The 22,776-nt window shown below is 57.2% G+C and carries 18 protein-coding genes; 6 read left to right on the top strand and 12 right to left on the bottom strand.

The window, feature by feature from the left end:
* Window positions 1-37: 37 nt before the first annotated feature.
* The 5 genes from Harman_RS11905 to Harman_RS11885 form a co-directional block, all read right to left on the bottom strand.
* The gene (locus Harman_RS11905; RefSeq protein WP_137684016.1) at window positions 38-814 is read right to left on the bottom strand and encodes an HpcH/HpaI aldolase family protein; all 777 of its coding nucleotides are present in this window, start codon (window positions 812-814) and stop codon (window positions 38-40) included.
* 115 nt (window positions 815-929) lie between these two features.
* Window positions 930-1,940 (bottom strand): 4-hydroxythreonine-4-phosphate dehydrogenase PdxA, encoded by a 1,011-nt coding sequence (pdxA, locus tag Harman_RS11900; protein WP_137684015.1) that lies wholly within the window; start codon window positions 1,938-1,940, stop codon window positions 930-932.
* The gene (locus tag Harman_RS11895) at window positions 1,933-3,222 is read right to left on the bottom strand and encodes a four-carbon acid sugar kinase family protein (RefSeq protein WP_137684014.1); all 1,290 of its coding nucleotides are present in this window, start codon (window positions 3,220-3,222) and stop codon (window positions 1,933-1,935) included. The genes pdxA and Harman_RS11895 overlap by 8 nt, the downstream gene beginning before the upstream one ends.
* A 54-nt stretch (window positions 3,223-3,276) precedes the next feature.
* Window positions 3,277-4,365: a zinc-binding dehydrogenase gene (locus tag Harman_RS11890; RefSeq protein WP_137684013.1), complete on the bottom strand. Its 1,089-nt coding sequence runs from the start codon at window positions 4,363-4,365 to the stop codon at window positions 3,277-3,279.
* A gap of 162 nt (window positions 4,366-4,527) precedes the next feature.
* The gene (locus Harman_RS11885) at window positions 4,528-5,397 is read right to left on the bottom strand and encodes a fumarylacetoacetate hydrolase family protein (RefSeq protein ID WP_137684012.1); all 870 of its coding nucleotides are present in this window, start codon (window positions 5,395-5,397) and stop codon (window positions 4,528-4,530) included.
* 1,568 nt (window positions 5,398-6,965) lie between these two features.
* Between Harman_RS11885 and Harman_RS22135 the strand changes: the two genes are divergently transcribed.
* Both Harman_RS22135 and Harman_RS11875 read left to right on the top strand, forming a co-directional pair.
* On the top strand, window positions 6,966-7,175 hold the full coding sequence (locus Harman_RS22135; protein ID WP_137684011.1) for an ABC transporter permease subunit: 210 nt from the start codon (window positions 6,966-6,968) through the stop codon (window positions 7,173-7,175).
* Window positions 7,172-8,458 (top strand): amidase, encoded by a 1,287-nt coding sequence (locus Harman_RS11875; RefSeq protein WP_137684010.1) that lies wholly within the window; start codon window positions 7,172-7,174, stop codon window positions 8,456-8,458. The genes Harman_RS22135 and Harman_RS11875 overlap by 4 nt, the downstream gene beginning before the upstream one ends.
* Window positions 8,459-8,461: 3 nt before the next feature.
* Here Harman_RS11875 and Harman_RS11870 read toward each other — a convergent pair whose 3' ends face one another.
* Together Harman_RS11870 and Harman_RS11865 are read right to left on the bottom strand one after the other, a co-directional pair.
* On the bottom strand, window positions 8,462-8,743 hold the full coding sequence (locus tag Harman_RS11870; protein ID WP_137684009.1) for a hypothetical protein: 282 nt from the start codon (window positions 8,741-8,743) through the stop codon (window positions 8,462-8,464).
* A 63-nt stretch (window positions 8,744-8,806) separates the two neighbouring features.
* Window positions 8,807-9,085 carry an ArsR/SmtB family transcription factor gene (locus Harman_RS11865; protein WP_137684008.1) on the bottom strand — a complete coding sequence of 93 codons (279 nt, stop codon included), beginning with the start codon at window positions 9,083-9,085 and terminating at the stop codon, window positions 8,807-8,809.
* Between the two features lie 314 nt (window positions 9,086-9,399).
* Between Harman_RS11865 and Harman_RS11860 the strand changes: the two genes are divergently transcribed.
* On the top strand, window positions 9,400-10,866 hold the full coding sequence (locus Harman_RS11860; protein WP_137684007.1) for a DUF4397 domain-containing protein: 1,467 nt from the start codon (window positions 9,400-9,402) through the stop codon (window positions 10,864-10,866).
* Between the two features lie 282 nt (window positions 10,867-11,148).
* On the opposite strand, the gene Harman_RS21245 is transcribed toward Harman_RS11860, so the two are convergent.
* The 4 genes from Harman_RS21245 to Harman_RS11845 all read right to left on the bottom strand — a co-directional run bounded on the left by Harman_RS21245 (window position 11,149) and on the right by Harman_RS11845 (window position 16,088).
* Window positions 11,149-11,298 (bottom strand): hypothetical protein, encoded by a 150-nt coding sequence (locus Harman_RS21245; protein ID WP_160140686.1) that lies wholly within the window; start codon window positions 11,296-11,298, stop codon window positions 11,149-11,151.
* Window positions 11,299-11,520: 222 nt separating this feature from the next.
* Window positions 11,521-14,529 carry a PAS domain S-box protein gene (locus Harman_RS11855; RefSeq protein WP_160140685.1) on the bottom strand — a complete coding sequence of 1,003 codons (3,009 nt, stop codon included), beginning with the start codon at window positions 14,527-14,529 and terminating at the stop codon, window positions 11,521-11,523.
* Window positions 14,530-14,733: 204 nt separating this feature from the next.
* Window positions 14,734-15,681: a sensor histidine kinase gene (locus Harman_RS11850; protein WP_160140684.1), complete on the bottom strand. Its 948-nt coding sequence runs from the start codon at window positions 15,679-15,681 to the stop codon at window positions 14,734-14,736.
* Window positions 15,663-16,088 (bottom strand): zinc ribbon domain-containing protein, encoded by a 426-nt coding sequence (locus Harman_RS11845; protein WP_137684004.1) that lies wholly within the window; start codon window positions 16,086-16,088, stop codon window positions 15,663-15,665. Before Harman_RS11845 ends, Harman_RS11850 begins: the two co-directional genes overlap by 19 nt.
* Before the next feature lie 2,463 nt (window positions 16,089-18,551).
* On the opposite strand from Harman_RS11845, the gene Harman_RS11840 reads away from it, so the two are divergent.
* Entirely contained in the window at window positions 18,552-19,214 is a 663-nt protein-coding gene (locus Harman_RS11840; RefSeq protein ID WP_137684003.1) for a hypothetical protein, read from the top strand.
* Window positions 19,215-19,233: 19 nt separating this feature from the next.
* Here Harman_RS11840 and Harman_RS11835 read toward each other — a convergent pair whose 3' ends face one another.
* Window positions 19,234-19,905 (bottom strand): hypothetical protein, encoded by a 672-nt coding sequence (locus Harman_RS11835; RefSeq protein WP_137684002.1) that lies wholly within the window; start codon window positions 19,903-19,905, stop codon window positions 19,234-19,236.
* A 183-nt stretch (window positions 19,906-20,088) separates the two neighbouring features.
* On the opposite strand from Harman_RS11835, the gene Harman_RS11830 reads away from it, so the two are divergent.
* Window positions 20,089-21,714, top strand: a complete 1,626-nt coding sequence (locus tag Harman_RS11830) for an ABC transporter substrate-binding protein (protein ID WP_137684001.1) — start codon at window positions 20,089-20,091, stop codon at window positions 21,712-21,714.
* A gap of 58 nt (window positions 21,715-21,772) precedes the next feature.
* A complete protein-coding gene (locus Harman_RS11825; protein ID WP_137684000.1) occupies window positions 21,773-22,741 on the top strand; it encodes a carbohydrate ABC transporter permease in 969 nt (322 codons plus the stop codon).
* Window positions 22,742-22,776: the final 35 nt, after the last annotated feature.

The following is a 22,776-nucleotide window of genomic DNA, read 5'->3' as shown; positions in this document are numbered from 1 at the left end:
CTCCTGTAGGGCCTGACGCGGTGCCGTATCGAACGGGCTACCGATTCTTCTCGATCAGTTCGCGGCTGTGTTCTAGGGCCTCGGTCGTGCCGCTGGCCAGATGCATCAGATCGACGCCGGATGCGACGTAGTCGACATCCCAGTCCAGCCGCTGCTCCCGTTCAGTGTCGTTCGTTGCCAGGGTCCCGGTCGTGACACCGGCCGCCCGCGCGGCCGAGAGAACGGAGTCGATGGCATCGAGGAACTCCTCGTGCTCCCACTGGCCGAAACAGCCCATCGACAGCGAGAGGTCTAGCGGTCCGATGAAGATGCCGTCAATGCCCTCAACCGCGGCGATATCAGCAGCGTTTTCCACCGCTCGCTGGGACTCCAGCTGGACGTGCCTGACGAACGAGTCGTCGCCTGCTTCGAGATGCTCGCCCAGCGACATCGTATATCCTGTCGATCGTCCGGGTCCGATTCCGCGGGCCCCTTCTGGGGGATAGCGACTGGATTCGACGATCCGTTCGGCCTGGGCGGGCGTCTCGACCATCGGGACTAGGATGCCGTCCGGGGCGAGGTCGAGGGTCCGCTTTAGCGTGGTCGGGTCGTCGTCCGGGACACGGACCAGCGTCTCAATTTCGCCGTCGCCACCGCGTAGCATGTCCCCCATCGTTTCGAACGACATCGGCGTGTGTTCCGCGTCGATGACGACGAAGTCGTAGCCCGCGCTCGCAGCCATCTCGACTGTAAGCGGATGCGGAATAGAGGCCCAGCTACCGATTAACGGGTCCGAGTCTGCGGTCACTGTGTTCAATCGCTCCGAGTCCGACATACGACTGTCCAGTCGAGACAACAATATAAATACACCCACCGAATCAGGACGGACTGTTCCCGGATAGTTTCGACCCAGATTCAGTACAGACCGGTAAATTGCTACAAAATCTGTATCAGTCGGACTGGCCGGTATCGGTCATCTCGACGGCGACATCCACAGCATCGAGCAGGCTCTGTTCCGAGGCGATTCCTTCGCCGGCGATGTCGAAAGCGGTGCCGTGGTCGACGCTCGTGCGGATGATCGGGAGGCCGATGGTGACGTTGACACCCGAGACGGCTGATCCGCCGGCGAAGCCGAGCATCTTTATCGGAATGTGGCCCTGGTCGTGGTACATCGAGACGACACAGTCGAACTCGCCACTGGCCGCCCGGACGTAGACGGTGTCGGGCGACTCCGGCCCGGTGGCGTCGATGCCGTCCTCGCGGGCCTTCTCGACGGCCGGTTCGATCTCGGCGGCGTCCTCGTCACCGAGCAAGCCGCCGTCGCTCGCATGAGGGTTCAGGCCGGCGACGCCGACCGACGGCGAGTCGATGCCGAGGTCGCGCAGCGCTTCGGCAGTGAGACGGATGGTTTCGAGAACGTTCTCCGTCGTAACGAGGTCACACGCCTCTCGCAGTGAGACGTGCGTACTCACGTGCGTGACGCGCAGCTCGTCTTCGACGAGCATCATCGTGTAGTTCTCGGTATCGGTGTAATCGGCGAGCATGCCGGTGTGGCCCGCGTACGTGCTGCCGGCGAGCTTCGTCGCCTGCTTGTTTATCGGTGCGGTCGTGATAGCGTCGATGTCGCCAGCCTTGGCCAGTTCGATCGCCTGTTCGACGTACTCGAGGCTTGCCGCGCCGTACTCCTCGCGGACCTCGCCGCGGACGAGCGTGTCCACGTTGTCAGCGTCGAGGACGGGAATGGTTTCAGCACTGAACGTGGCGTCGTCGACGGACCCGACAGATTCGACTACGAGGGCTGAATCGACGACTTCGATGGCGTCTGCGATAACGGATGCGTCGCCAATCACTATCGGTCGGCTGTTCTGTCGAAGTTTCGGGTACGCCTTGGCGATTACTTCGGGGCCGATCCCCGCTGGATCTCCCATTGTAATCCCGACGACTGGTCCTGAATCACTCATCGTTTCCCGAGAGATATTCCAGGCAGTTAACAATCGTCCCTTCGGACCCAAACCCGCCTGCCTTCGTGACCAGCGGCGTTCCGCTCGCCGCGCCATCGGCGAGACGACCGACAGGGATTCCGGCGGTGACGGCGTCACCAGTTAGCGTCACAGTCGTCGCATCGAGGGACCGGAGCCCGGCGACTGCCACGTCGCCACCGGTGTAGAATAACCCGGACGGCGACTGGGATTCGACGACTGCAGCGGCGGTCGCCGCCAGGCCAGACGCGATTCGCTTGCGAATCTCGCCGGGCTCCAAGTCGCGGGCTTCCCCTTCCTTGACGGTCCGTTCGACAGTCTCTCGGTCCGTGGCTGCGGTCAGGACGGCCGGTCGTCCGTCGGCGAGGCGGTCTGCCGCCCGGCTGGCGTCCTCCTCGCTGGCCGGCTCCGTCAAGAGGTCGATTGGGTCGAGTTCGACGACCGCCGTTGCGGGGACCTGTTTGAGTTGGGCCAGCGTGGTCGCGCTGACGCTCCCGACGACGGCCAGTGGCGAGCCCGGCCCGACCGCAGTTGATGACTGGGATGTCCGGCCAGCGACGCCTTTCACGGCGACGTGTTCGGCGAGGCCACCGCTGCCGACGTAGAGCGTGTCGAGATCGGAACCGGCGTCGGCAATCGTGGCCAAGTCCTCCGTCGTTTGCGCGTCGCAGACGACGACTGGGGGCCGGTCGTGTCGCTGGACCGCGGCGGTCAGTGCTGCCGCGACTTGGTCGCGACCGGACTCGATGACATCAATCGAAATCTGCTCGACGGCCCTGTCGTCGCTCTCGAAGACGGCCGTCAGTTTCGGCGATGACGGCCCCTTCTCGTCGTCCGCGTACTCCGTCTCCTCAAGTCGCGTCCCAGCCACGTAGTGGACCCCGTCCCGCGTGGTCCGGCCGGCCGCCGGGAAGGCAGGGGCGACCAGTGCCAGATCGGCACCCGACGCGGTGAGTGCAGCATCGGTCTCTACTCTCACGTTGCCCCGGAGTGTCGAGTCGACTTTCTTGTATACTGTCTCCGCCGGGACTGCGTTGACAACCTCGGTGACCACATCGGCTGCGGCCGCAGCGTCGTCGTACCTCGTGTCTGTGTTAACGCCGAGTATCGGCGAGTCGGGAGGCTGGTCCAATTGGTCCGGTTGCTCCGGTGGTACCGCGACGACGGAGGTGCCGTACCCCCGGACGGCGAATCCCTGAGATGTGTCCATCGCACCAGTCAGGTCGTCGGCGACGATACAGACCGAGTGCGTGGCCCCTGTCATGCCAGAGTAGTTGCACCACAAGGGGTTAAATTACCGTGTGACCACGGCGGTCGCCTACTCAGGGATCAGTGCGGCTCGCGTCACGGTGCGGTTCGCCGAATCCCGGAGCGCGTCCTGCAGATCAGCAAGCGGGTACTCAGCATCGACTAGCTCACCGAAGGGATAGTCGTCGCCGTGTTCGGAGAGGAACTCAAGAGCCTCCTGCAGGTACCACGGCGCGTACCGCATCATGGTCGTCATCTCGATGGACTTGCGGACGGCCTTCCCCGGGTCAATCGTCGCCTCTTTTCCGGGGATAATGTTGCCCATGACGAGGTAGCGCCCGCCGTTACCGAGCAACTGGAATCCCTCGTCGATGGCCGCCGGGACGCCGGTTACCTCAACGGCGGCGTCGGCGCCAAGCCCGTCGGTCAGTTCGAGCACGCGCTCCTCCCGTGCCTCGACCGTCTCGAACTCGGTCAGGTTCACGGTGTGGTCGGCACCGAACTCCTCGGCGCGGTCCAGACGGTTGGCGACGCCGTCGATGACGATGGTCTCGGCACCGCGCTCTGTGGCGACAGCCGTGGCATTGAGGCCGAGGCCACCGGCACCTTGAACAACAACGGTGTCGCCCTGGGTCACCTCGATAGCGTCGAGGCCGTTGAGTACCTGTGAGAGCGCACAGTTGGCCGCCGCGGCCGCCGTCTCATCGACATCTTCGGGGACCTTGTACACGTACTGGTCGTCATGTATGTAGTAATGGCTCGCGAATGTGCCGTGAAAGTGGGGCCATTCCTCGGGGGCACGCGACCAGTACTTGTAGGCGTTCTCGCAGTACTGGTGCTGGCCGCGGCCACATCGCGCACACTCATTGCACGTGGCGAAGTAGGCCGGAACAACAAGGTCGCCTTCTTCGAGTTCCTGGCCGGCGTTATCCCGTACCTCCCCGCCAGTCTCGACGACCCGACAGAGCGCCTCGTGACCAAGGGCGCCGTCTCGAATAAGCGGGTGTTCGCCGCGCCAGATATGGAGTTCGGAACCACAGACGTTCGCACGAACAATCTTTGTGAGTAGGTCTCCGTCCTTCGGCGTCGGGAGCTCGTACTCCTGAAGTTCGGTCGATTCGGGCTGTTCGAGATAGCCGACGACCCCGGTGTTCGACATACGAAAGCGGTCACAGGCAGTCCACAAAGCGTTTATGGACCGATTTAGCTATCGAGCTTCGCCGCTCTGAACCCATCGTCCACGTGAGAACCTTGCTGGTATGGTTGATCGCTGTTCTTTCAGGTCGGGGTCCGAGAAAAAGTCCCAATGGCGACAGACATTCTAGACAACGGTGACATCGTTTTCGAGCGTCCCGATCGCTTCGAGGTCGATACTGACGTGGTCGTCAGCCTGCAGCGTGAACGATGCGTCAGGGACGATGGCAGTGCCTGTCAACAGGACGGCCAGTTCGGGCACAGCGTTGTGTCGGTTGTAGTACGAGACCAGGTCCTCACAGGTCTGGGCCATGTTAGCTGTCGTGGTCGACCCCTCAAAAACCTGCTCGCCGTCTCGACTGATAGTCATTGACATTTCCAAGTCGTGCGGGTCATCCAGCCCAGCAGTCGAGGTGACGCAGGGACCGATGGAACAGCAGCGGTCATAGATTTTCGCCTGCGGGAGGTAGAGCGGGTTCTCCCCCTCGATGGAGCGACTGCTCATGTCGTTGCCGATAGTGTATCCGACGATGTCACCGCGATAGAGGACGACACCGAGTTCGGGTTCGGGCACGTCCCAGTCGGAATCCCCGCGGATGCCGACGGCCTCGCCCGGTCCGACCGTCCGATTGGGTGTCGCCTTGAAGAATATCTCAGGGCGCTCGCTATGGTACACTTCCCGGTATATGTCGGGCATCGCGCTCTCGGCTTCGCGGGCTTCCTCACTGATTTCGTATGTGACTCCCGCGGCCCAGATTTCGCTGGGGGCGACAGGGATAGTAACATCTGCATCAAGCGCGTCAACGTCGACCTCGTCCGCTTTCGCGACGAGTCGGTCGGCAACCTCGTCGATATCGCTATCAGTGATGTTCGCGGCGCGAATGAGGTCGAGAAATGAGGTGAGATCGTCCTTCACACTGGTTAGGTCGTACGCTGTGTCGGTAGTCCGGACGATAATCCGGGGGCCTCCATGGGTAGCTACCCGATAGTATCGCATGTGTCTCCAAACTGTCTCGTCCGTAGCTAATAATGTTAACGACTACCACAGAGGGGAGCAGCTACGAATCTTCCCTCTGGCCGGGGTCAGGGGCTTGCCCGGAGTGTAGTTCGGTAGAATCAGGCGGTTCGCCTGACGTATACGATTCGGTGGTACTGATCGAAACAGAACCAGTTGTATTTTTCATCGAATACCATGTCGAACCTTTGTAATAAGGTCGTTATCCTTACCCAACATATCAAGATTTGAGGATTTAATCACGAAACAATTTGCCGAAACCACGGCGCCAAAACTGAGAATGTCGTGACGCGGCCCTCGTGGGCATGTCTAATTGTTCGACTCGGCTCTTATTCCACTACATCCCATCTGTATTAATTCCGAATTTCTATTATTCATTATTAATAAACGACTTTTATACCGATTTTGCATCTACGTCCGACAGATTCGTCTAAAGACGAAAACAGTGATGTTTATCTGGAATGTATTCACTATTGTGGAAAACTGATGAAACTGAAGTGCAAACGTTACCACATTCTCGGTATACCCTGATTTTCAAAGGAAGTCGGACGATTCGACACGCTCGTGCATATTTACGAAAGGGGTTCGTTTGCGACGGTGAAAGTAACTGCGCGGCCTCCGTTGTGTTGTCAGACTGACTCTAACCACCGGCTTGCTACGCGGCGCTACTAGCATCTCTCAACGGACGAAACCACTCCAAGAGTGCTATTCAGAGAGCTTTTCTCACAAAGCCCGGATCGTTCTCTCGCTGAACATCAGCAATTCGTGGAGTGGGACCCCATGCGTTCAGCAATACTGAAATCGAGTGGTACTGTAAAATTCTATTAGTTTGACCTATACGAATCTCCACATCATTCACAATAACAGCAGTACTCATATTATTCCTGGCGTCCATTCGATAACATGATTCCATGGAGCGACCGGCTGGAGATTACCCGAACCGATGTCACTCGGCATCAATTTAGAGAGACTACGTGGTACCATGGGTCGTCACCAGCTCCCGGTTAAGTACGTGCAGGACACTCACAAGTCCCCCGAATGGGAGTTGCCGATCATCTCGTCGGGGATGTGGTGGCGACGCCGCTGCACGTACCGCTGTCGATTCGGTCGGCTATGGTAGCTATCGTGGAAAGGGCATCCGTACGCGGGCCAGGTAATGTCAAATGCCATCAAATTGATTCGCTGATTTCGAATGGTTTGGTCTGTCTTCCGTATATCGAACCCATATCTGTAAATCATCCCTCAATTCCAGCAAACATCCCCAAATTGTCCGCATTGTCACCACACTGATGGAATTTGTATGCAGGCAAGTGTACGTCGTCTACGTCTGCAGACCAATACGCAGACAGTATGCATGATATCGTCATGTTCAGCATACTCGTGGAGTGATACCCGCTTATCGCATCACTGATTACGCAAACAAATGTAATTGAGACAATGGGCGAGACTTCTTGTTCTACAATCGCATGAGAGGATACCTAAGAGAGAACGCATGGCGAGCACCGGCAAACACGCCAGTTTAACCCGTCATCACGGTCTAACCAACAACCATGACAATAACTATCGGCGGTTTGGATGTCGCCGAGACTGTATTCAATTGGCCGGATATTGGATATGGTTTGGTCAATTCTGGTTTGGGGCAGGACTTTCAGAGAGAACAGTTCGTTTTTGCCGTCATCGCAGTGGTTATTATGTTAATTTCTCCCCCAACGTATTGGACGCAGAAATCAACCCAGATGTCACAGGTACTCAGTAGATGATTCACAGTAACCAGTTAGCGCAAACAGTTGCAAAGCTCCAAGATAATTCGTTGTCCGTCGAGGAATACCTGGAGGAGCTTCGAACGCGAACGGAGGCCATCGAACCCAAAATTGAGTCGCTGCTTCCCGAATCTGATAGGTGGTCCCGGCTCGCAAACGAGGCGGAACAGCTGCCGGACACAGGCTCGTCAAAAAAGGCATTATATGGGATTCCGGTTGGCGTGAAAGACATTATGCACGCCTCGGGCTTTCAGACGAGAGCGAACTCATCGCTTCCAGCCGAACAATTGACTGGCCCGGAGGCAACTGTCGTTCGTCAGCTCAAATCAGCAGGTGCCCTGGTCTTCGGAAAGACCGTAACGGCGGAATTCGCCTACGCAGAACCCGGTCCAACAAAAAACCCACACGATACGAACCACACACCGGGCGGCTCAAGCAGTGGGTCTGCCGCTGCAGTTGCGGCGGGGCTCTGTCCACTCGCGTTAGGGACCCAGACCATCGGTTCGATCATCAGGCCCGCCTCATTCTGTGGAATTGTCGGGTTCAAGCCCAGCTACAGTCGCGTGTCGACTGAAGGTGTGATTCCAGTGTCACAGTCGGTTGACCACGTCGGTTTCTTCACGCAAGATGTAGCCGGGGCCGAGATAGCCGCCAGCGTACTCTGTGAGGAATGGCAAACGATTCCCGAGGGAATGAACCGGCCAACGATTGGAATACCAAACGGACCATATCTCCAGCAGGCTAGTTCGGACGGACTTGAGCGTTTCCGGACCCACTGTAGCCGGTTAGAGAGGAGTGGCTACGATGTCAAGGAAGTCTCTGTGCTACCTGACATCAAGGCTATCAACAAGTACCACGAACGACTCATGGCTGCCGAAGCTGCAATGGTACATCATGAGTGGTATCAAGAACACGGTGAAAAGTACGCGGATCAGACAGCCGAACTCATAACTGAGGGGTACAGTGTCCCAACGAAAGAGATCGCCGTCGGCCGAAACAGCCGTATTGAGACCCGTGAGTCCCTGACCGGGATTATGGATGACCACGATATTGATATCTGGATTGCTCCAGGTGCCTGTGGACCAGCCCCTGAGGGCATTGACTCTACAGGCGATCCAATAATGAATCTTCCATGGACACATGCTGGACTCCCCACAATCGCCATTCCGACAGGAGACAATATCGATGGGCTACCTGTCGCTGTGCAATGTATATCTAAATTTAACACTGACGAGCATCTATTAAAATGGGGGCATGATATCGCTCAAACACTGGAACCATGAACATCATTTCCAAGTGAAGTACGTCAACACACCGATACCGATCGTTTCGAGCATCTGGAGGACCATCATCACTTGGACGGCTATCGCGGGCATCGCCGGGGCGGTGAAATAAAAGTACAGGGCAACGGCGTTCTCCGCAAGCAGAAACGACGCGAACACAATAGAGCCCAGCGTCAGTGGGGCACGGATTTCGCGGTAGGTCTGGGCCCAGATAGTGATAAGGACGCCTAGCAACAGGATGTTGACTGCGGCGGCGATACGGGCCCCGTTCAACACGAGACTCATACTGTGGGCTCCTGTGGTCGGTTCGCTCCCGTTGGTCGTTGGCAGTGTTGTGTCGTGTGCATATCAGTCGTCCACCTGTGTGAGGATTCGTTCGACCGTGTCCCAGTGGTTTCTCGCTTGCTCGCTGGGGAGATAGATGACGCCGTAATCGGCGTCGCTGCTGGTGATGACCCCGTTGTCTTCGAGTACATCAAGATGGTACCTGACTGTGTTGTATGCCAGGTCGAGATCATCGGCGAGTTGGTTGGCGTTTCGCGGCTGGTCGGCCAGCGCGCGAACCACGCGGGCACGGTTGGGTCCTCCGCGAGTGCCTGCGAGCGTTTGCCAGAGGACCGTCTCCATTCTGGTCGCACTTCCGGTTCGGGTGGCAAGAATCCACCGACATACGGTCTGCACATGCAGGCCAGCCTCGAGACGGCGCACCAGTGGAAGTTCGCGGTCGTAGAGTACGGCGCTCACGCTCGGGTCCCAGAATCACCCCCCACTCCAGCGTGCCAAACCTATTCTCCATGCTTTACAATTCTGAGAATAGGAGATAAAACAGTTTCGGCGAATCTGGATAGACCGCGGTTTCAAACACTCTAGGCGGATTTGAGAGAGAATTGAGAGAGACTCACGAAATGTACTATTTACCTGACAATCCGAGTGGATGATGGATGTCATCAGACACGACTCGACGACGGATTTTGCTCGGTATCGGGACCGGTGTGACAGTCGGCATCGCTGGCTGTAGCGGGGACGGTGGCGGTGGTGCCGAAGAGCCTGACACCGAGACGGACAGTGGTATGGACACACCGATGGAGACAGAAACGGAGACCCAGACCGAAGCGGAGACCGAGCCGGGAACGGCGGCGGTCCGAGTGGCGCATATGTCGCCGAACGCCCCGAACGTGGATGTCTACGTAGAGGGCGATGCGGTCCTCGAAGACGTTCCCTTCGGTGCGGTGAGCCAATACCTCGACGTGCCCGCGGGAGAGCGATCGGTAGAGATTACCGCCGCTGGCGACCCGGATACATCGGTGTTTTCGGGACCTGTTCCGGTGGAAGCGGACACGGAGTACACCATCGCAGCTGTGGGTGAAATCGGTGACAACGCCGATCAAGCGTTCGAACCGCTTGTACTGGAGGACGACAACAGCGACCCCGGCGGCGACACCGCACGTGTCCGCCTGGTCCACGCCTCGCCCGACGCGCCGGCCGTGGACGTGACGCTCGCGTCGAACGGGGACGCACTGTATGACGGCGTCGAGTATGGCGGCTCCGGCTACGTCGAAGTGCCTGAGGGCGACTACACGCTGCAGGTGCGTGGCGACACGGAGAGCAACGACGGCGACGTTGTCGCGGAGTTCGACGTAAACCTGTCCGGTGGCGAGGTGTACACTGCCTTCGCAGCAGGCTATCTCTCGCCGGACGACGACCCGGCAGACACGCCCTTCGACCTGCTCGTGACACAGGACACGGGCGACAGCAGCACGGGTACTGAAACCGAGTCTCAACCGGCAAGCGTCCGAGTGGCGCATATGTCGCCGAACGCCCCGAACGTGGACATCTACGTCGACGGCTCGGCCGTGCTCGAAGACGTGCCCTTCGGCGCTGTCAGTGACTATCTAGAGGTCCCCGCTGGCGGCAGAACGGTCGAGATTACCGCGGCCGGCGACTCGGATGCGTCGGTGTTCGAGGGCGACGTGACTGTCGAGAGTGGACAGGCGTACACCATCGCGGCTGCCGGCGAAATCGGCGATGCGGCCGACGAGGCCTTCGCACCGCTCGTTCTCGAAGACGACAACGCCACGCCGGGAGCGGACACCGCGCGACTCCGCGTGGTACACGTCTCCCCTGACGCCCCGGCTGTCGACGTGACCGCCGAATCGACCGGTGACGCGCTGTTCGACGGTGTCGCCTATACGGAATCCGGTACGATTGAGGTGCCGGCTAACGACTACACCGTCCAGATCCGCGGTGATACTGAGAGCAACGATGGTGACGTAGTGGCTGATTTCGATGTGGGTCTCGAAGGCGAGCAGGTGTACACAGCCTTCGCGGCGGGCTATCTCTCGCCGGACGACGAACCGGCAGACACGCCATTCGATCTGATCGTGTCTCAGGACACAGACGGGATGTAACGGACTGCGGAAACCATCGACCCGATTCTGGTTCCGGTTCGTCTGCGGGAACGAGGACCGGTACGAACGGTTAGGTGGCGAGGCAGGCCTGAACCAGACGTGGGACTGACGGCCGGGTAGGAACCAGAAACCTGCGTACAATCCATGCTGCCTATCCCCCTGTATTTGTCACCCATATATTCAAAAATCCCACCCGATATGTAGCTATATTTATCATTTTTATTGGTCAGCACGGTCCAAGCAGGTACTGCACAGTCCTCGTCTCAGAGTACACTTTGGGAATCAATTGTTGTCCTCTTCAAGTGCCTCCAACGCGTTTTGAAGTGCTTCCAACCCATCCTCAAGCTCCTGAGAAACGCCGTCGTCCTCCACTTCCTGCTTCACAAGCCGGACCTGTTTACTCGCCTCCTTCAGTCTATTTGTCACTTCCACATTCGAACATTCAACCAGCCATCAGAAAAATCTCTGGGTCCTCCATCAGTGTTTGCTCTGAGATACGCAACCTACGAGAGAGTCGGTCTGTTCAGTTATGAGTCGGTGTCTCATCAATCCCTACTCGGACGTTACTTCAGGAGAGTTCTGAAATAACTGCTCAGCTACCGTTCCTACTGACGGATAAATAGTCTCTTTGTGTGCTAAAAAGCCTTGTTCCCGCTATTGCGGTCTGTCATCGGAAAACTCGACACCAGTGATTTCGAAACGCGCACCACCGCCAGGGCTCTCGGTCACCCGAATCTCCCAGTCGTATGCTTCAACGATCTGTTTGACGATGCTCAACCCGAACCCGGTACCGTCCGTTGCTGAGGAGTATCCAGCCTCAAATATGGACTCAGATGCCACCTCGGAAACACCAGGCCCGTCGTCTTCGACGTAGAATCCGTCTTCCAACTCTCCAATTGTCACAGTGACATCGTCGCCACCGTGGGTGACTGCGTTTCGAAGCAAGTTTTCGAACAGTTGTTTCAGGCGGCTTTCATCGCCCAGTATCATCCGATCTACGTCGATGTTGACTGTGGCATTCGCTGTCTGGACGTTCGTCCAGCAGTCCTGTGCAATCTGCTGGAGGGAGATTGGGGTATTACCAGTCACACTCTCGCCTTCCCGGGCCAACACCAGCAGGTCATCGATTAGCACCTCCATTCGCCGATGGGCCTGTTCAATCTCGTCCAGATGTGCGCTGTCACACTCCGACTGCGCCAGTCTAAGCCGGCCTTCGGCTACACTCAGTGGATTCCGGAGGTCGTGCGAGACGACGCTGACGAACTCGTCGAGACGGTCGTTCTGGCGCTGTAAGCGGTTTGTAGCCAGTTCCCGCGAGAGTTCTGATCCGATCCAATCACTGAGCAGTTCCACGAACGTGATTTCCCACTCGGTGAACCCCTCGGGGCGAGATTCCCTCTCATAGAAGCAAAACGTCCCATAGGTCGCGTCATCGACGACGACCGGTGTGCCGAGATAGCACTTGATGTCCCACACGGGACTGATTAGCTCCGGGGCCTCCTCGACCACATCAGTGATGACCTGTCGCTGCTCGGTTCGGAACACCCGCTCACAGATCGGCAACTCGACGAGATCTGTGGTGTCACCAGGTTCCAAATCAATACCGGGGGCGACAGCAACCGCCTCGAACTCGTACTGCTCGGCGTCAATGTGTGAAAACGTCGCATAGTCCGTCCCGAGCAGTTCCCGTCCGACCGCAAGCAGTGCCTCAATTTGTTCGGCGACGGACCGATCATGGTCCGCGATAATCTCGTAGGCGCGGCGGAGCGACTGCTCACGGCGTTCGATCTTCCGTTCGCGTTCCTTTCGCTCGGTGCTGTCCCTGAAATAGACTGAAACACCGCTTTCCGAGGGGTAGACGGTCGCTTCGACCCAGAACTCTAGAGGGTCAAAGTAGAGATCGTAGCTCTGTGGCTCCTGTGTCTCCATCGCCATATGAAAGGCGTCCCATACTTCATCGATTTCGGCGGCATCAGGGTACTGGTCCCAGAGCCGCTCCCCGAGCAGTTCGTCCTCGGACGCCTGGAGCAGTTCCGCCGCCCGGTCGTTGACGTGTGTGAACCGGAACTCCGCATCCAGCGCGTAGAAGGCGTCAGTCACGCGGCCAAATATCTCTTCGAGTTCGGCTTCGAGTTCACGTTGCTCGGTGATGTCTTCGATAGCAAAGATCGCTCCATCCATTTCCCCGGTCTCGGTCCAGCGTGGCGCACCGTTGACCGACATCCAGATCCGTTTGCCGGAGGGACGACGCAACCCGAGGACCTGGTCGTAGACCGGTTTCTCTCGCGCAACCACCTGTTCGAAGGGAATGTTGCCCGCTTCGAACTGCTCACCGTCCTCGTTGACGATATCCCAGCGCGAGTCATCGTAGGAAAATTCGTTGAGTTCCTCGCGAGTCCGGCCGTAGATCTCCTCCGCGTGTTCGTTTACGAACGACAGTTCACCGTCGGCGTCGACGACCACGATGCCGACTGGGCTGGTCTCAACGATGCTCTCAACGAGGTTCCGTTCCTGGCGGAGTTCAGATTCGATGTGTTTGTGCTCCGTTATATCACGTGCAATACCGAGTGCCCGTCGTGGTTCCTCCTCGTCGGTGTCGATGATATGGACCTCGTCTCGGATCCAGTGAACCTCTCCCCGCTTCGGGTTCGTCCGGTATTCGATCTCGCCGCCTTCCCGGACCCCGTCGGATACCTGCTGATAGAACTGCTGAAACGCTTCCCTGTCGTCGGGATGTACCGCCTGGGAGATGTGTTCTTTCCACGTGGGCACTTCGCCCGGGGCCAAATCGAAAAACTGCTCGTAGGCACCGTTCCTGATGACTTCGTTTGCATCGAAATCGATCTCGAAGATGATGGAATTCGTCCGTTCGAGTGCGAGTTGCATCCGCTCACGGGTTTGTGCGAGTTCTTGTTCACGTTCTTTCTGTTCCGTAATGTCCTGCAGGAGAACCGATAACCCATCCTCAGATGGATAGAGGTGTTCCCGGTACCAGCGGTCCCAGGGCTCGAAGTACTCCTCTATTGTTCGCGGATTGCCGTCCGCCATTGCCTGGTGATAGTGCTCGAAAAATGGGGTGTCCACAGCCTCGGGAAAGCGGTCCCAGATCACTTCGCCGATGAGGTCACTGGCCGGCAGATCGAACACGGCTTCGGCGGCCTCGTTGACGAATGTGAACTCCCAGTCGGTGTTGAGCACGATGAAGGCGTCCGAAATACGTTCCAGCAGCGTTAGCGGCTCCTGTTTCACAGCCGTTTCGAACTTCTGTGTCTTCGCCTCTCGGACCGCGCTCGTTATCCGGTTCGCTAAAAGTGTGTACGTCTCGGTGCCGCCTTTCTGTAGGTAATCAGTCACTCCTTCTGAGATTGCCTGGCTGGCTATCTCTTCGCTCCCTTTCCCGGTAAACAGAATGAACGGTAGGTCGGGGTGCCGCTGTCTCACGGACTGGAGGAACTCCAGCCCGTTCGTAGACGGCATTTCGTAGTCGGAAACAATACAGTCAATCGACTCCCCGTGTAGTATCTGTAACCCCTCATCGGGACTGGTCGCCGTCCGAACCGAGATTCGTTCGTTCTCCTGTGCAAGGAAAGCCGCAACTAGATCAGCCAGGTTCCTGTCATCGTCCACATGGAGAACCTGAATACTGTCGCCCTCCTCTGTCATAGACATCCAGATATTTGTCACCCATACATAAGTATGTGAGTTACTACCAAACTAGGTCTGGCGTTGGGCGACTAGCACGGAGATCGCCATACTAACGAACAAATGCGGGAGAGCATAGAGGAATATGCGACTCAGCAGTATGAGACCTGATGTGTCCTGGATCCGTCTGTAGCTTATAATAACTGTCTGCTAATTACAGATGATCTATTCAGCAGCGAATTGGATGCCAGTAATTTCGAACCGTGCACCACCAGCATCGCTCTCAGTCACCGTAATCTCCCAGTCGTGTGCCGCTACGATTTCGGAAACAATATTCAATCCATACCCGGTCCCACTCTCAGCCGTCGAATACCCAGTTTCGAACACCTGCTCGCGATCAGCTGGTGGGATCCCTGGGCCATCATCGGCCACGTAAAACCCACTTTCGTGCCATCCGACTCGGACTGATACTCCCTCACCGCCGTGTTCGACTGCGTTTCGAAAGAGATTCTCGAATAACTGTCGTAGTCGACTCCGGTCTGCGGGCAGTTTCTGATTCGTCTCGATAGTTAGTGTTGCCTCGTTCGTCTCGATGGTCTCCCAGGCCTCTTCGACAACGTCCGCTAACTCGACCGATTCGACTGCTCCAACGCTAGCCCCCTCTTTGGCGAGCCCACGCAAATCTTCTACCAAGTCAATGGCTCGCTCGACGCTCTCTCCAGCCTGGGCCAAATGCGGACTGTCACAATCCTCACGCGCTAACTCCAGTCGCCCGTTTGCCACACTCAACGGGCCTCGAAGATCGTGAGAGACGACGCTCGTAAACTCTTCGAGACGCTCGTTCTGTCTGGCCAATTGCTGTTCGCGCTCCTTGCGCTCGGTGATATCCCGGACGATACAGATTACCCGTCCGTCGTCAGTCATACTTAAGGACAACTCCTGTGGGAACGTTGTCCCGTCCTTCCGAGTCCCGATTGCCTCACCCCGCCACTGTCCCTCCGCCTTCAGCGTCGGCATCACCTCAGTCTCGAATCGCTCACACTCACTGTCATCATAACACATTCGCCAAGAGTTACCCACGAATGCGTCAGGATGCTCGTAGCCGTAGTTGTCTGCATGTGCCTGATTAGCAAATGTGTACGTCTCAGTAACGTTTAAAAAACGGCCCCGCAACTTGGGCAGGTGTTCGCCGTGTGATCAACCTCGGACTTGCAGTTGCTACAATAACGCTTTGAGCCGGTTTTGAGCCGCCGTCCGACCGGAGATTCGTCCTCAGGACCGAGTTCATCCCCGCATTCACCACAGTAGTGCTTTGCAGGATCGCACTTTGACGAGCAGGTGGGACAGACGCGAACCAGCCCGGAGTCCGGTTCGTCGTCTGACTCTCCGCCGTCGGTCGGGTCACTCGTGGTCAAGACAACCAGCCCATAGAGGACGGGCCCAAACAGCCCGGTCAAAAAGGTCACAACGGCCCAGAAGCCGCCGTGGCGGTCCCGTCTGCTTGCGTCAATACCGATGGCGAACGCCACCAGTGCCCAGACGAATGCAAATATCGCAAAGAGGACCACGTGGCTGGACATGCGTCTTAGGTCATGCTGACGGAAGCTCTCTGGACACGACGCCAAAGCACCGAGCTGCCATGGCTCAGCACCTGGTACATGACCCTACACAGGACCAACATCCCAGCAATGACCAGCATGACGCCAAGGGCCGTAGAGACCTGCTGGTAGAGCAGGCCGCCGACACCGAAGTCTGCGGCAGCGAGTAAGACCGGACGAAGGGCGAGATTCATTGTCTGTTCGGCCGGCTACGGTGTATCTTAACCTCCCACGGGGAATGGCGGTGGTTGGTGACGCGTTTGACTGTCTCAGTGGCAATGAGAGTACGCTGGGCCTGCGTGAGGGACGGACGGCGACTCATATCACTCCCATCTTCCGGTGAAGATAAGTACTTCGTGGAAGGTCAAACTGTGATTATACCGTCTTCAAGAGTGGAGACGTACGAAACTCGAGTTTGGCATTCAACTTTGGACAGAGAAGTATGACGGTGATGTAGTGAACGGTGTCAAGGTTAGAGAGTAGCATTATGGAGTGTGGCGAAGGCTTTGAGCCACGATCTGGTTGAGTTGGTGGAACTGCGATACGGAAATCGATACCAGAAGCGTCTGGTTCGGTATTTGAATGGGCCGAACCAGGCTTCGATAAGTGACCGATTTCTCCCACGTTTCACGTTCGTACTCGCAGTGTAGCAGTTCGAGTGGCCAGTCGTACCACAGGCCGCGGTCGGCCCGCACCAGCGGGCAACCGCGGCACCGTTCGAGCACATCTCTTGTCTGACCCGGTTATGTGGGGAGAAGTGATTGACTACGAAACATATGTCGTCCGAAAGGTCGTTTCAAAATAACGCGCACAGGTACGATTCGAATCCGGGATCGAGATATTGTCCAGTTGAACGTTACTTTCCGTGAAATATCCACTCTAAACTGTATAGTTACCGAATAAGAGGTGTCCAAATCGAAATTAGTAAGTTCCTTATTCCCTTTGTGTGCACATCTGCCGGTTATTTCCCAATATGAGTGTATCGGGTTCACTAATATTTACGAAATAACCAAGAATAAGTTTATATTCTCTCTGATATCTCTAGGCACCGAATAAAACTACAATACTCACCGAATCAGCGTCACAAGGGATTTCGAATCAATATTCTAGGCACAGATCATTCGAGGGCATCGAGAAGCTGTCACCGACAGCAGGCTGGCCCCATTTTTTCAGCACAACAGCGGGTTGTCCGCGGTATCGGGACAATGGGTTACCGGCGCGGTCGTTGCGTCCCCCGATGTCAGTCGGGTCAATGGTCCTGCATGTCCGTGTCGAGTTTGTCTGCGAGTATCTAGGCAAACGCTTCGTTGTTGGTCGCCAATGCTGAGAGAAACATCTTCGTCAAGTTGGTTGACGTGGAAGTTACGGAGTTGATCTTCGTGCATTTCACAGCCTGCTTGTTGAGTTTTGAACACACCTTCAGCAAGCAGGCGTTCTATCTAACCGCTTTGTGAGGTGCTGATATTTGTGACATTGCTGTGGTAGAATGCTCCACCGGCTGGATATAACAGTCTCTGTACTTCCGTTAGTGGCTGAGACAGAAGGAACGCCTGAGAATTATTGGAGATTCAAATAACATTAGTACGTTCGTTATTTGACTTATGTCCGCCTCCGAATCAGACATATTAGCTAATGAAACCCAGCATGACAGTTCGGAATATTGATCGGTTCTTGGCTTGTACAATGACGAGCAACGTTCAGATGCAGACATTTAGCGGATCTGTCGATTCAGATTGAATGTGATACGCTGTGAGAGAGTCTGACCGAACCGATAAGAGACTCGAAGAAGGGACTGACTGCGACAAAAACCAATTGGCTTTGCCACAATATCCGGGAGTCCAGTAATTAGTGTATCGATCAATCCGGTGTTGCCGGATAGACGGTGAAATTCATTACTCGAAATAGAATAATAATACCACTATTGTTTCTATGTAGTTACAGCTGCGTTCTCGGGCATCGAACACAACCCAATGAACGTATAGTGAGTTCCTGGAGTGCCCCAACGGAGGATCTAACTGGTCCGAAACAAGCGTATAGCACATACGCGATGGGTCACTCGAACCCGTTGGTCGGCCTAATGGCCCCCAACTAGATATATCCGCTATTATCGGATGGTTGGAGATAGTACTATACGGTCACTGGTCGTGGAGGCATCTGTAGCACCGATATATGCGATAAGACGCCCATCTCCAGACACAGACAAGTGTTCTCCCACGATTCCATGATATTTTTCCGTCTATACCGGAACGACAAGGTAGAGAGTTACATCCACCGAAGCGACCAAATCAACGACGAAGTAGTATCTAAATTCTGCAATCGACTGGCCCAAACTGGCAGATTCTGCACTAACATCGTCGATTTTTCACCATTCCACCAGACCATTCTGTGGCCGGTACCGACACACTCGACCGCGGAATATATACGGTATACTGCTTATAAACAGGTATGAAATACGCCGATACGGTGGTGAAGGCGGTCCGGGTCACGATCCGCAATCCGTTTGCCGTCATTCTGGTGAGCATTGCCACTTCGGTGTCGCTACTTCCGTTTCTCACCGGCATATTTCTAGCCGGTGCGTTCGGCGGCTTGGTCGGTCTCTGGACATCATCGTTCATGCTTGGTGCAGTCGGCGTAGGCGGAGCACGCATCGCAACAGTTGTTCTGGAGCGTGAGGTGTCGCTCGGAACCAGCTATTTCTGGGAGGGAATCAGCGACGGCCCGAAGATGGCAGCGGCGGTCGGTTCCGGAACATTCCTTGTGGCCGCTCTTGCACTGGTTCTCGCACAGAATCCACTGACAGGTGTCCCCGGACTGAGCGTCATATTGCTGGGGGCGTATGCCGTGGTCGGTTGGTTCACACTCGCTGTCTTCGCACTGACCTGTTGGGCGTCGGACGGGGACCCGCAAAGCGTCAGCGCATCGTTCCGTGATGGCGGCCGACTCATTCTGGAGCGACCGGTCGCAGCTGTCTGGCTCGTCGTCCAGGCCATCGGCTGGGCGCTCATCATGATCCCGCTAATTATCGCCCCTGCCGTGGTTCTGCCCGGATTCGTTCTCTTTATCGGTACCGCAGTTGTCCAACGGGCGGCCGAAACCGACACCGAGTGACGGCCCCCTCCGCGTCGGTTTAGGTCTCCGCTTCGCCACCAGTGGTCTGAAGTTCATCGGCACTCGCAACGTCGGCCGCGACATGTGCCGCGAGGAGTCCGAGCGTCCCGGGTAAAAACAGAAGTAACGTTACGACGGTGGCACCCGCAACAGCCGCACAGACTGTCGAGAGCAGGAGAAACCAGACAGCCGTGGTAGGGGAACGAGCGAATCGGTCGGCCCCCGCACGGAGTGCCGGTCCGAACGCCACGCCAGTGCCCAGCTCCGGGACCGCTAATGCAACGACGAGGTACCAGCACACGAGGACAGACAGGGCGACACCGACGGCAATCGCCCGCACCCCGTCGGGAGCAAGGCCGGCCATCAGCGCCCCGAGTACCACCACGAATGTGCCCACACCGAGTTCGAGCCCGACGCGCGGTCGCTTTGCTGCCCCAATCAGGTGCGGGAACGCAGAAATTCCAACGCCGCGGTCGGCGGCAGTGTGCGCGAACTGGAATAAGCCGACCAGTGCGACGCCCAACAGGAGACACGATGTCCACAGTCCGCCGACGACCGCAGCGAGCCCGAGCGGAATCGTGGCGACGAGCGGAAGGGCCGTCAGACTGACCACGGCGCTCGTGAGCGTGATACCGACGAAATTTGAGGTCCCCGTTTGCACGGTGTTCCGTACTGTCTGCCGGTAGCTCATGGATCACACCACCGCAACGATGCCCCGGTTTCTCTGTGAGTCGTCATTGGCGTTCAAAGTGTCCGTTTGGGCTTGAAAACACCGGTTCAGATGCATCAGGACTGCGAACACACGCTATGAACACCTGTTCCATATACATCATCAATGAGTATGTTTATGTGGGTTGCCGTATAGAATCTGAATATGTCCGACGGAGACAGCGGCACGACCAGTGAACGAACTGAACGATCGAAAGGTCGGTTGACCCGGCGTCAAATGATCGCAGCAACCGGTGCGACTGGCTTGACTGCACTGGCTGGCTGTAGTGGGGGCGGCGACGGCGAATCCGGGACGACGACCGGCAATACCGACGGCGTTACCACAATTGAGTACTGGCGGTGGCCCCACTCAACGGACCCGTCGAACCAGGGAGAAGACGATATCGTTGAGGCGTTCAACGAAGGCCCCGGAGCTGAACAGGGAATCGAGGTCGAAACGGTTACCAACCCGTTCGGTGACCATGCACAGGCTGTCAGAACGGCCATCGGCTCCAACGACGCGCCTGATGTCGCTTGGACATTCACGCGCCAGTACTATGATCCCGCCGGAAAGGACCGAGAAACCATCGAGCAGGAAGCCTCCTACGATTACATCGACAACTACGTCGACGAGAGTTTTCTCGACGAGTTCTACGATCCGTACATGAACGTCCAGGAGTCCCTGTGGGGAGGGGTCGTCGGCATTCCCTTCATCGGCGGTCTCAGCCCGGGGTTGATGTACGTCAACGTCGACGCCTGGAACGCCGCGGGCCTGGGTGACCTGCCGGAAGGCAGTTGGAGCTGGGAAGAGTACCTCAACGCTGTCGAGCAGATCAACGGGACTGAGGTCAACGGAACAACGGTCAACGGAACCGGTGTCGGGCTGTCCGATGCCGTGTCGAACCAGGAGTGGAGCAGTAGCTTCATCGGACAAATCTCTCGGACAGCCGGGAGTCTCGTCGGGAATGGCTATGAAAACAAGGACGGCCAAACGGTTCTCACGGCCGCCTCAGACCCCGAGGTCGACGCCTGGAACGCCCTCTTCGGGACGCCGATCGAGAACGGCTGGACCAATAATCCGATGGCCTACGAACACCTCGAGATGCAGGATCCGTTCAGCTCGGGACAGGTCGGTCTGCTCCACCATACAACGTTCTCGCGGGTGGAGTTCGCGGACCAGGCTGACTTCGAGTTCGAGATCATCCCGTACCCGACGAAAAACGGTGACGAGAACATTGCCGTGTACGGCCCGAGTATCGTCAACGCGACGATCCTGTTTACCACATTCAAAGAGGAAGTCGGCGCGAACCCCGAGGAGGCAGCCGAGTTCATCAAATTCCGAAACAACGCCCGGAACCAGTACAACTGGTTCAACACCTCCTCGCAGGTCATCCCGAACCGGGAGTCATACAACCTCATGCAAGAGGAAGGCGTTTCCGACTTCGTCGAGCAGACACGCGGGCTGGCCGTGCAGGAACGCGTCAACCAGGCGATGGAAGACTTCCCCGCCGCACAGGAAGCCATTCTGAACCGGTACTCGGACATCGCCACGAACGCCGCTGGCAACCCCATCACGACTACGCCACAGAGCGTCGGCAGCGGCCGCGTCCACGACGCCATGGGCGGCGTGCTCCAACAGTTGGCCCAGAGCAACAACTCCGACCCGCAAGGGCGATTTACGCAGGGAGAAGAGCGGTGGGGACAGCTCATCCAAGAGGCTGGCGACACCGAGGTTGACCCGGAGAGCATCGGGTACAACGCGCCTGAGCCACAAGCCGGTCCCGTGAACTGACCACGGACGGTAGCGCTCGGAACAAAACTACTTTTACCTACGACATGCACCCACATATATGGCCTCAGAATCAGAAGAACAGTCGATAGAACTACCCGATGAGGGATCGACCGGAACCCGGTCCCTGTTCGATAACCTCTCGCTACAGCGTCAGGAGTCGATAGAGGGATGGCTGTTCGTGGCCCCGAAACTCGCCATCGGCCTCTTCGTGCTCGGCTTCCCGCTCGTGTTCGGCATTTACCTGAGTTTCACGAGTTCGTCGCTCCTCAATCTGCCTGGGGAGTTCGTCGGCCTCGAGAACTACAGGTGGCTGATCAATTACGGCGTCTGGTGGACGGCAGTCAGGAACGTCCTGCTCATCGGCGCTGTGAAGATACCAACCAATATCATCTTCTCGTTCACGGCGGCGCTGCTCCTCCGGGAGAAGCTCCGTGGGAGCACGCTGTACCGCATCGCGTTCATCATCCCGGTCGCCGGTCCACCGGTCATTTGGGGGATTATCTGGCGGCTCATGCTGTTCCCCAACGAGGGTGGTATCGTGAATTCGATGCTGCTGGCACTCGGCGTCATCGGGGAGTACATCCCCTTCCTGTCGAGCCAGAGCCTGGCCATCCCGTCGGTTATCATGTCGGTTATCTGGTCGTTCGGGCTCTCGATGCTGATATACATGGCAGCCCTCTCCGGGCTCCCGTCGTCGGTCATGGAATCGGCAGCGATGGACGGTGCGAACAAGTATCAGCGCATCCGGTACATCATCTGGCCGCTGATGAAACCGACGACGCTGTTCCTGGTCGTCATTCAACTGGTCATGGTAACCCGACTCGGATTCGCGACGGTGTTCGTCATGACCCAGGGTGGACCGCTGAACGCGTCGATGGTGCCCTCCTATCTCGTCTACGAACTGGCGTTTACGTACAACGAGTTCGGCCGTGCGTCGACGGTCGCGATCGGGATGTTCCTCGTCACGGCCATCCTGGCGCTAGTGTTGTACAAACCGCTCCAGGGTAACACGGAGTACTACCAATGAAACGAACACACGACACCGATACGCGCGACAGTGAG

The organism is Haloarcula mannanilytica, from assembly GCF_005406125.1.
GTDB lineage: Archaea > Halobacteriota > Halobacteria > Halobacteriales > Haloarculaceae > Haloarcula > Haloarcula mannanilytica.
The sequence above is the reverse complement of the archived record's forward strand: the minus strand, read 5'-3'. Positions and strand labels throughout refer to the sequence as shown.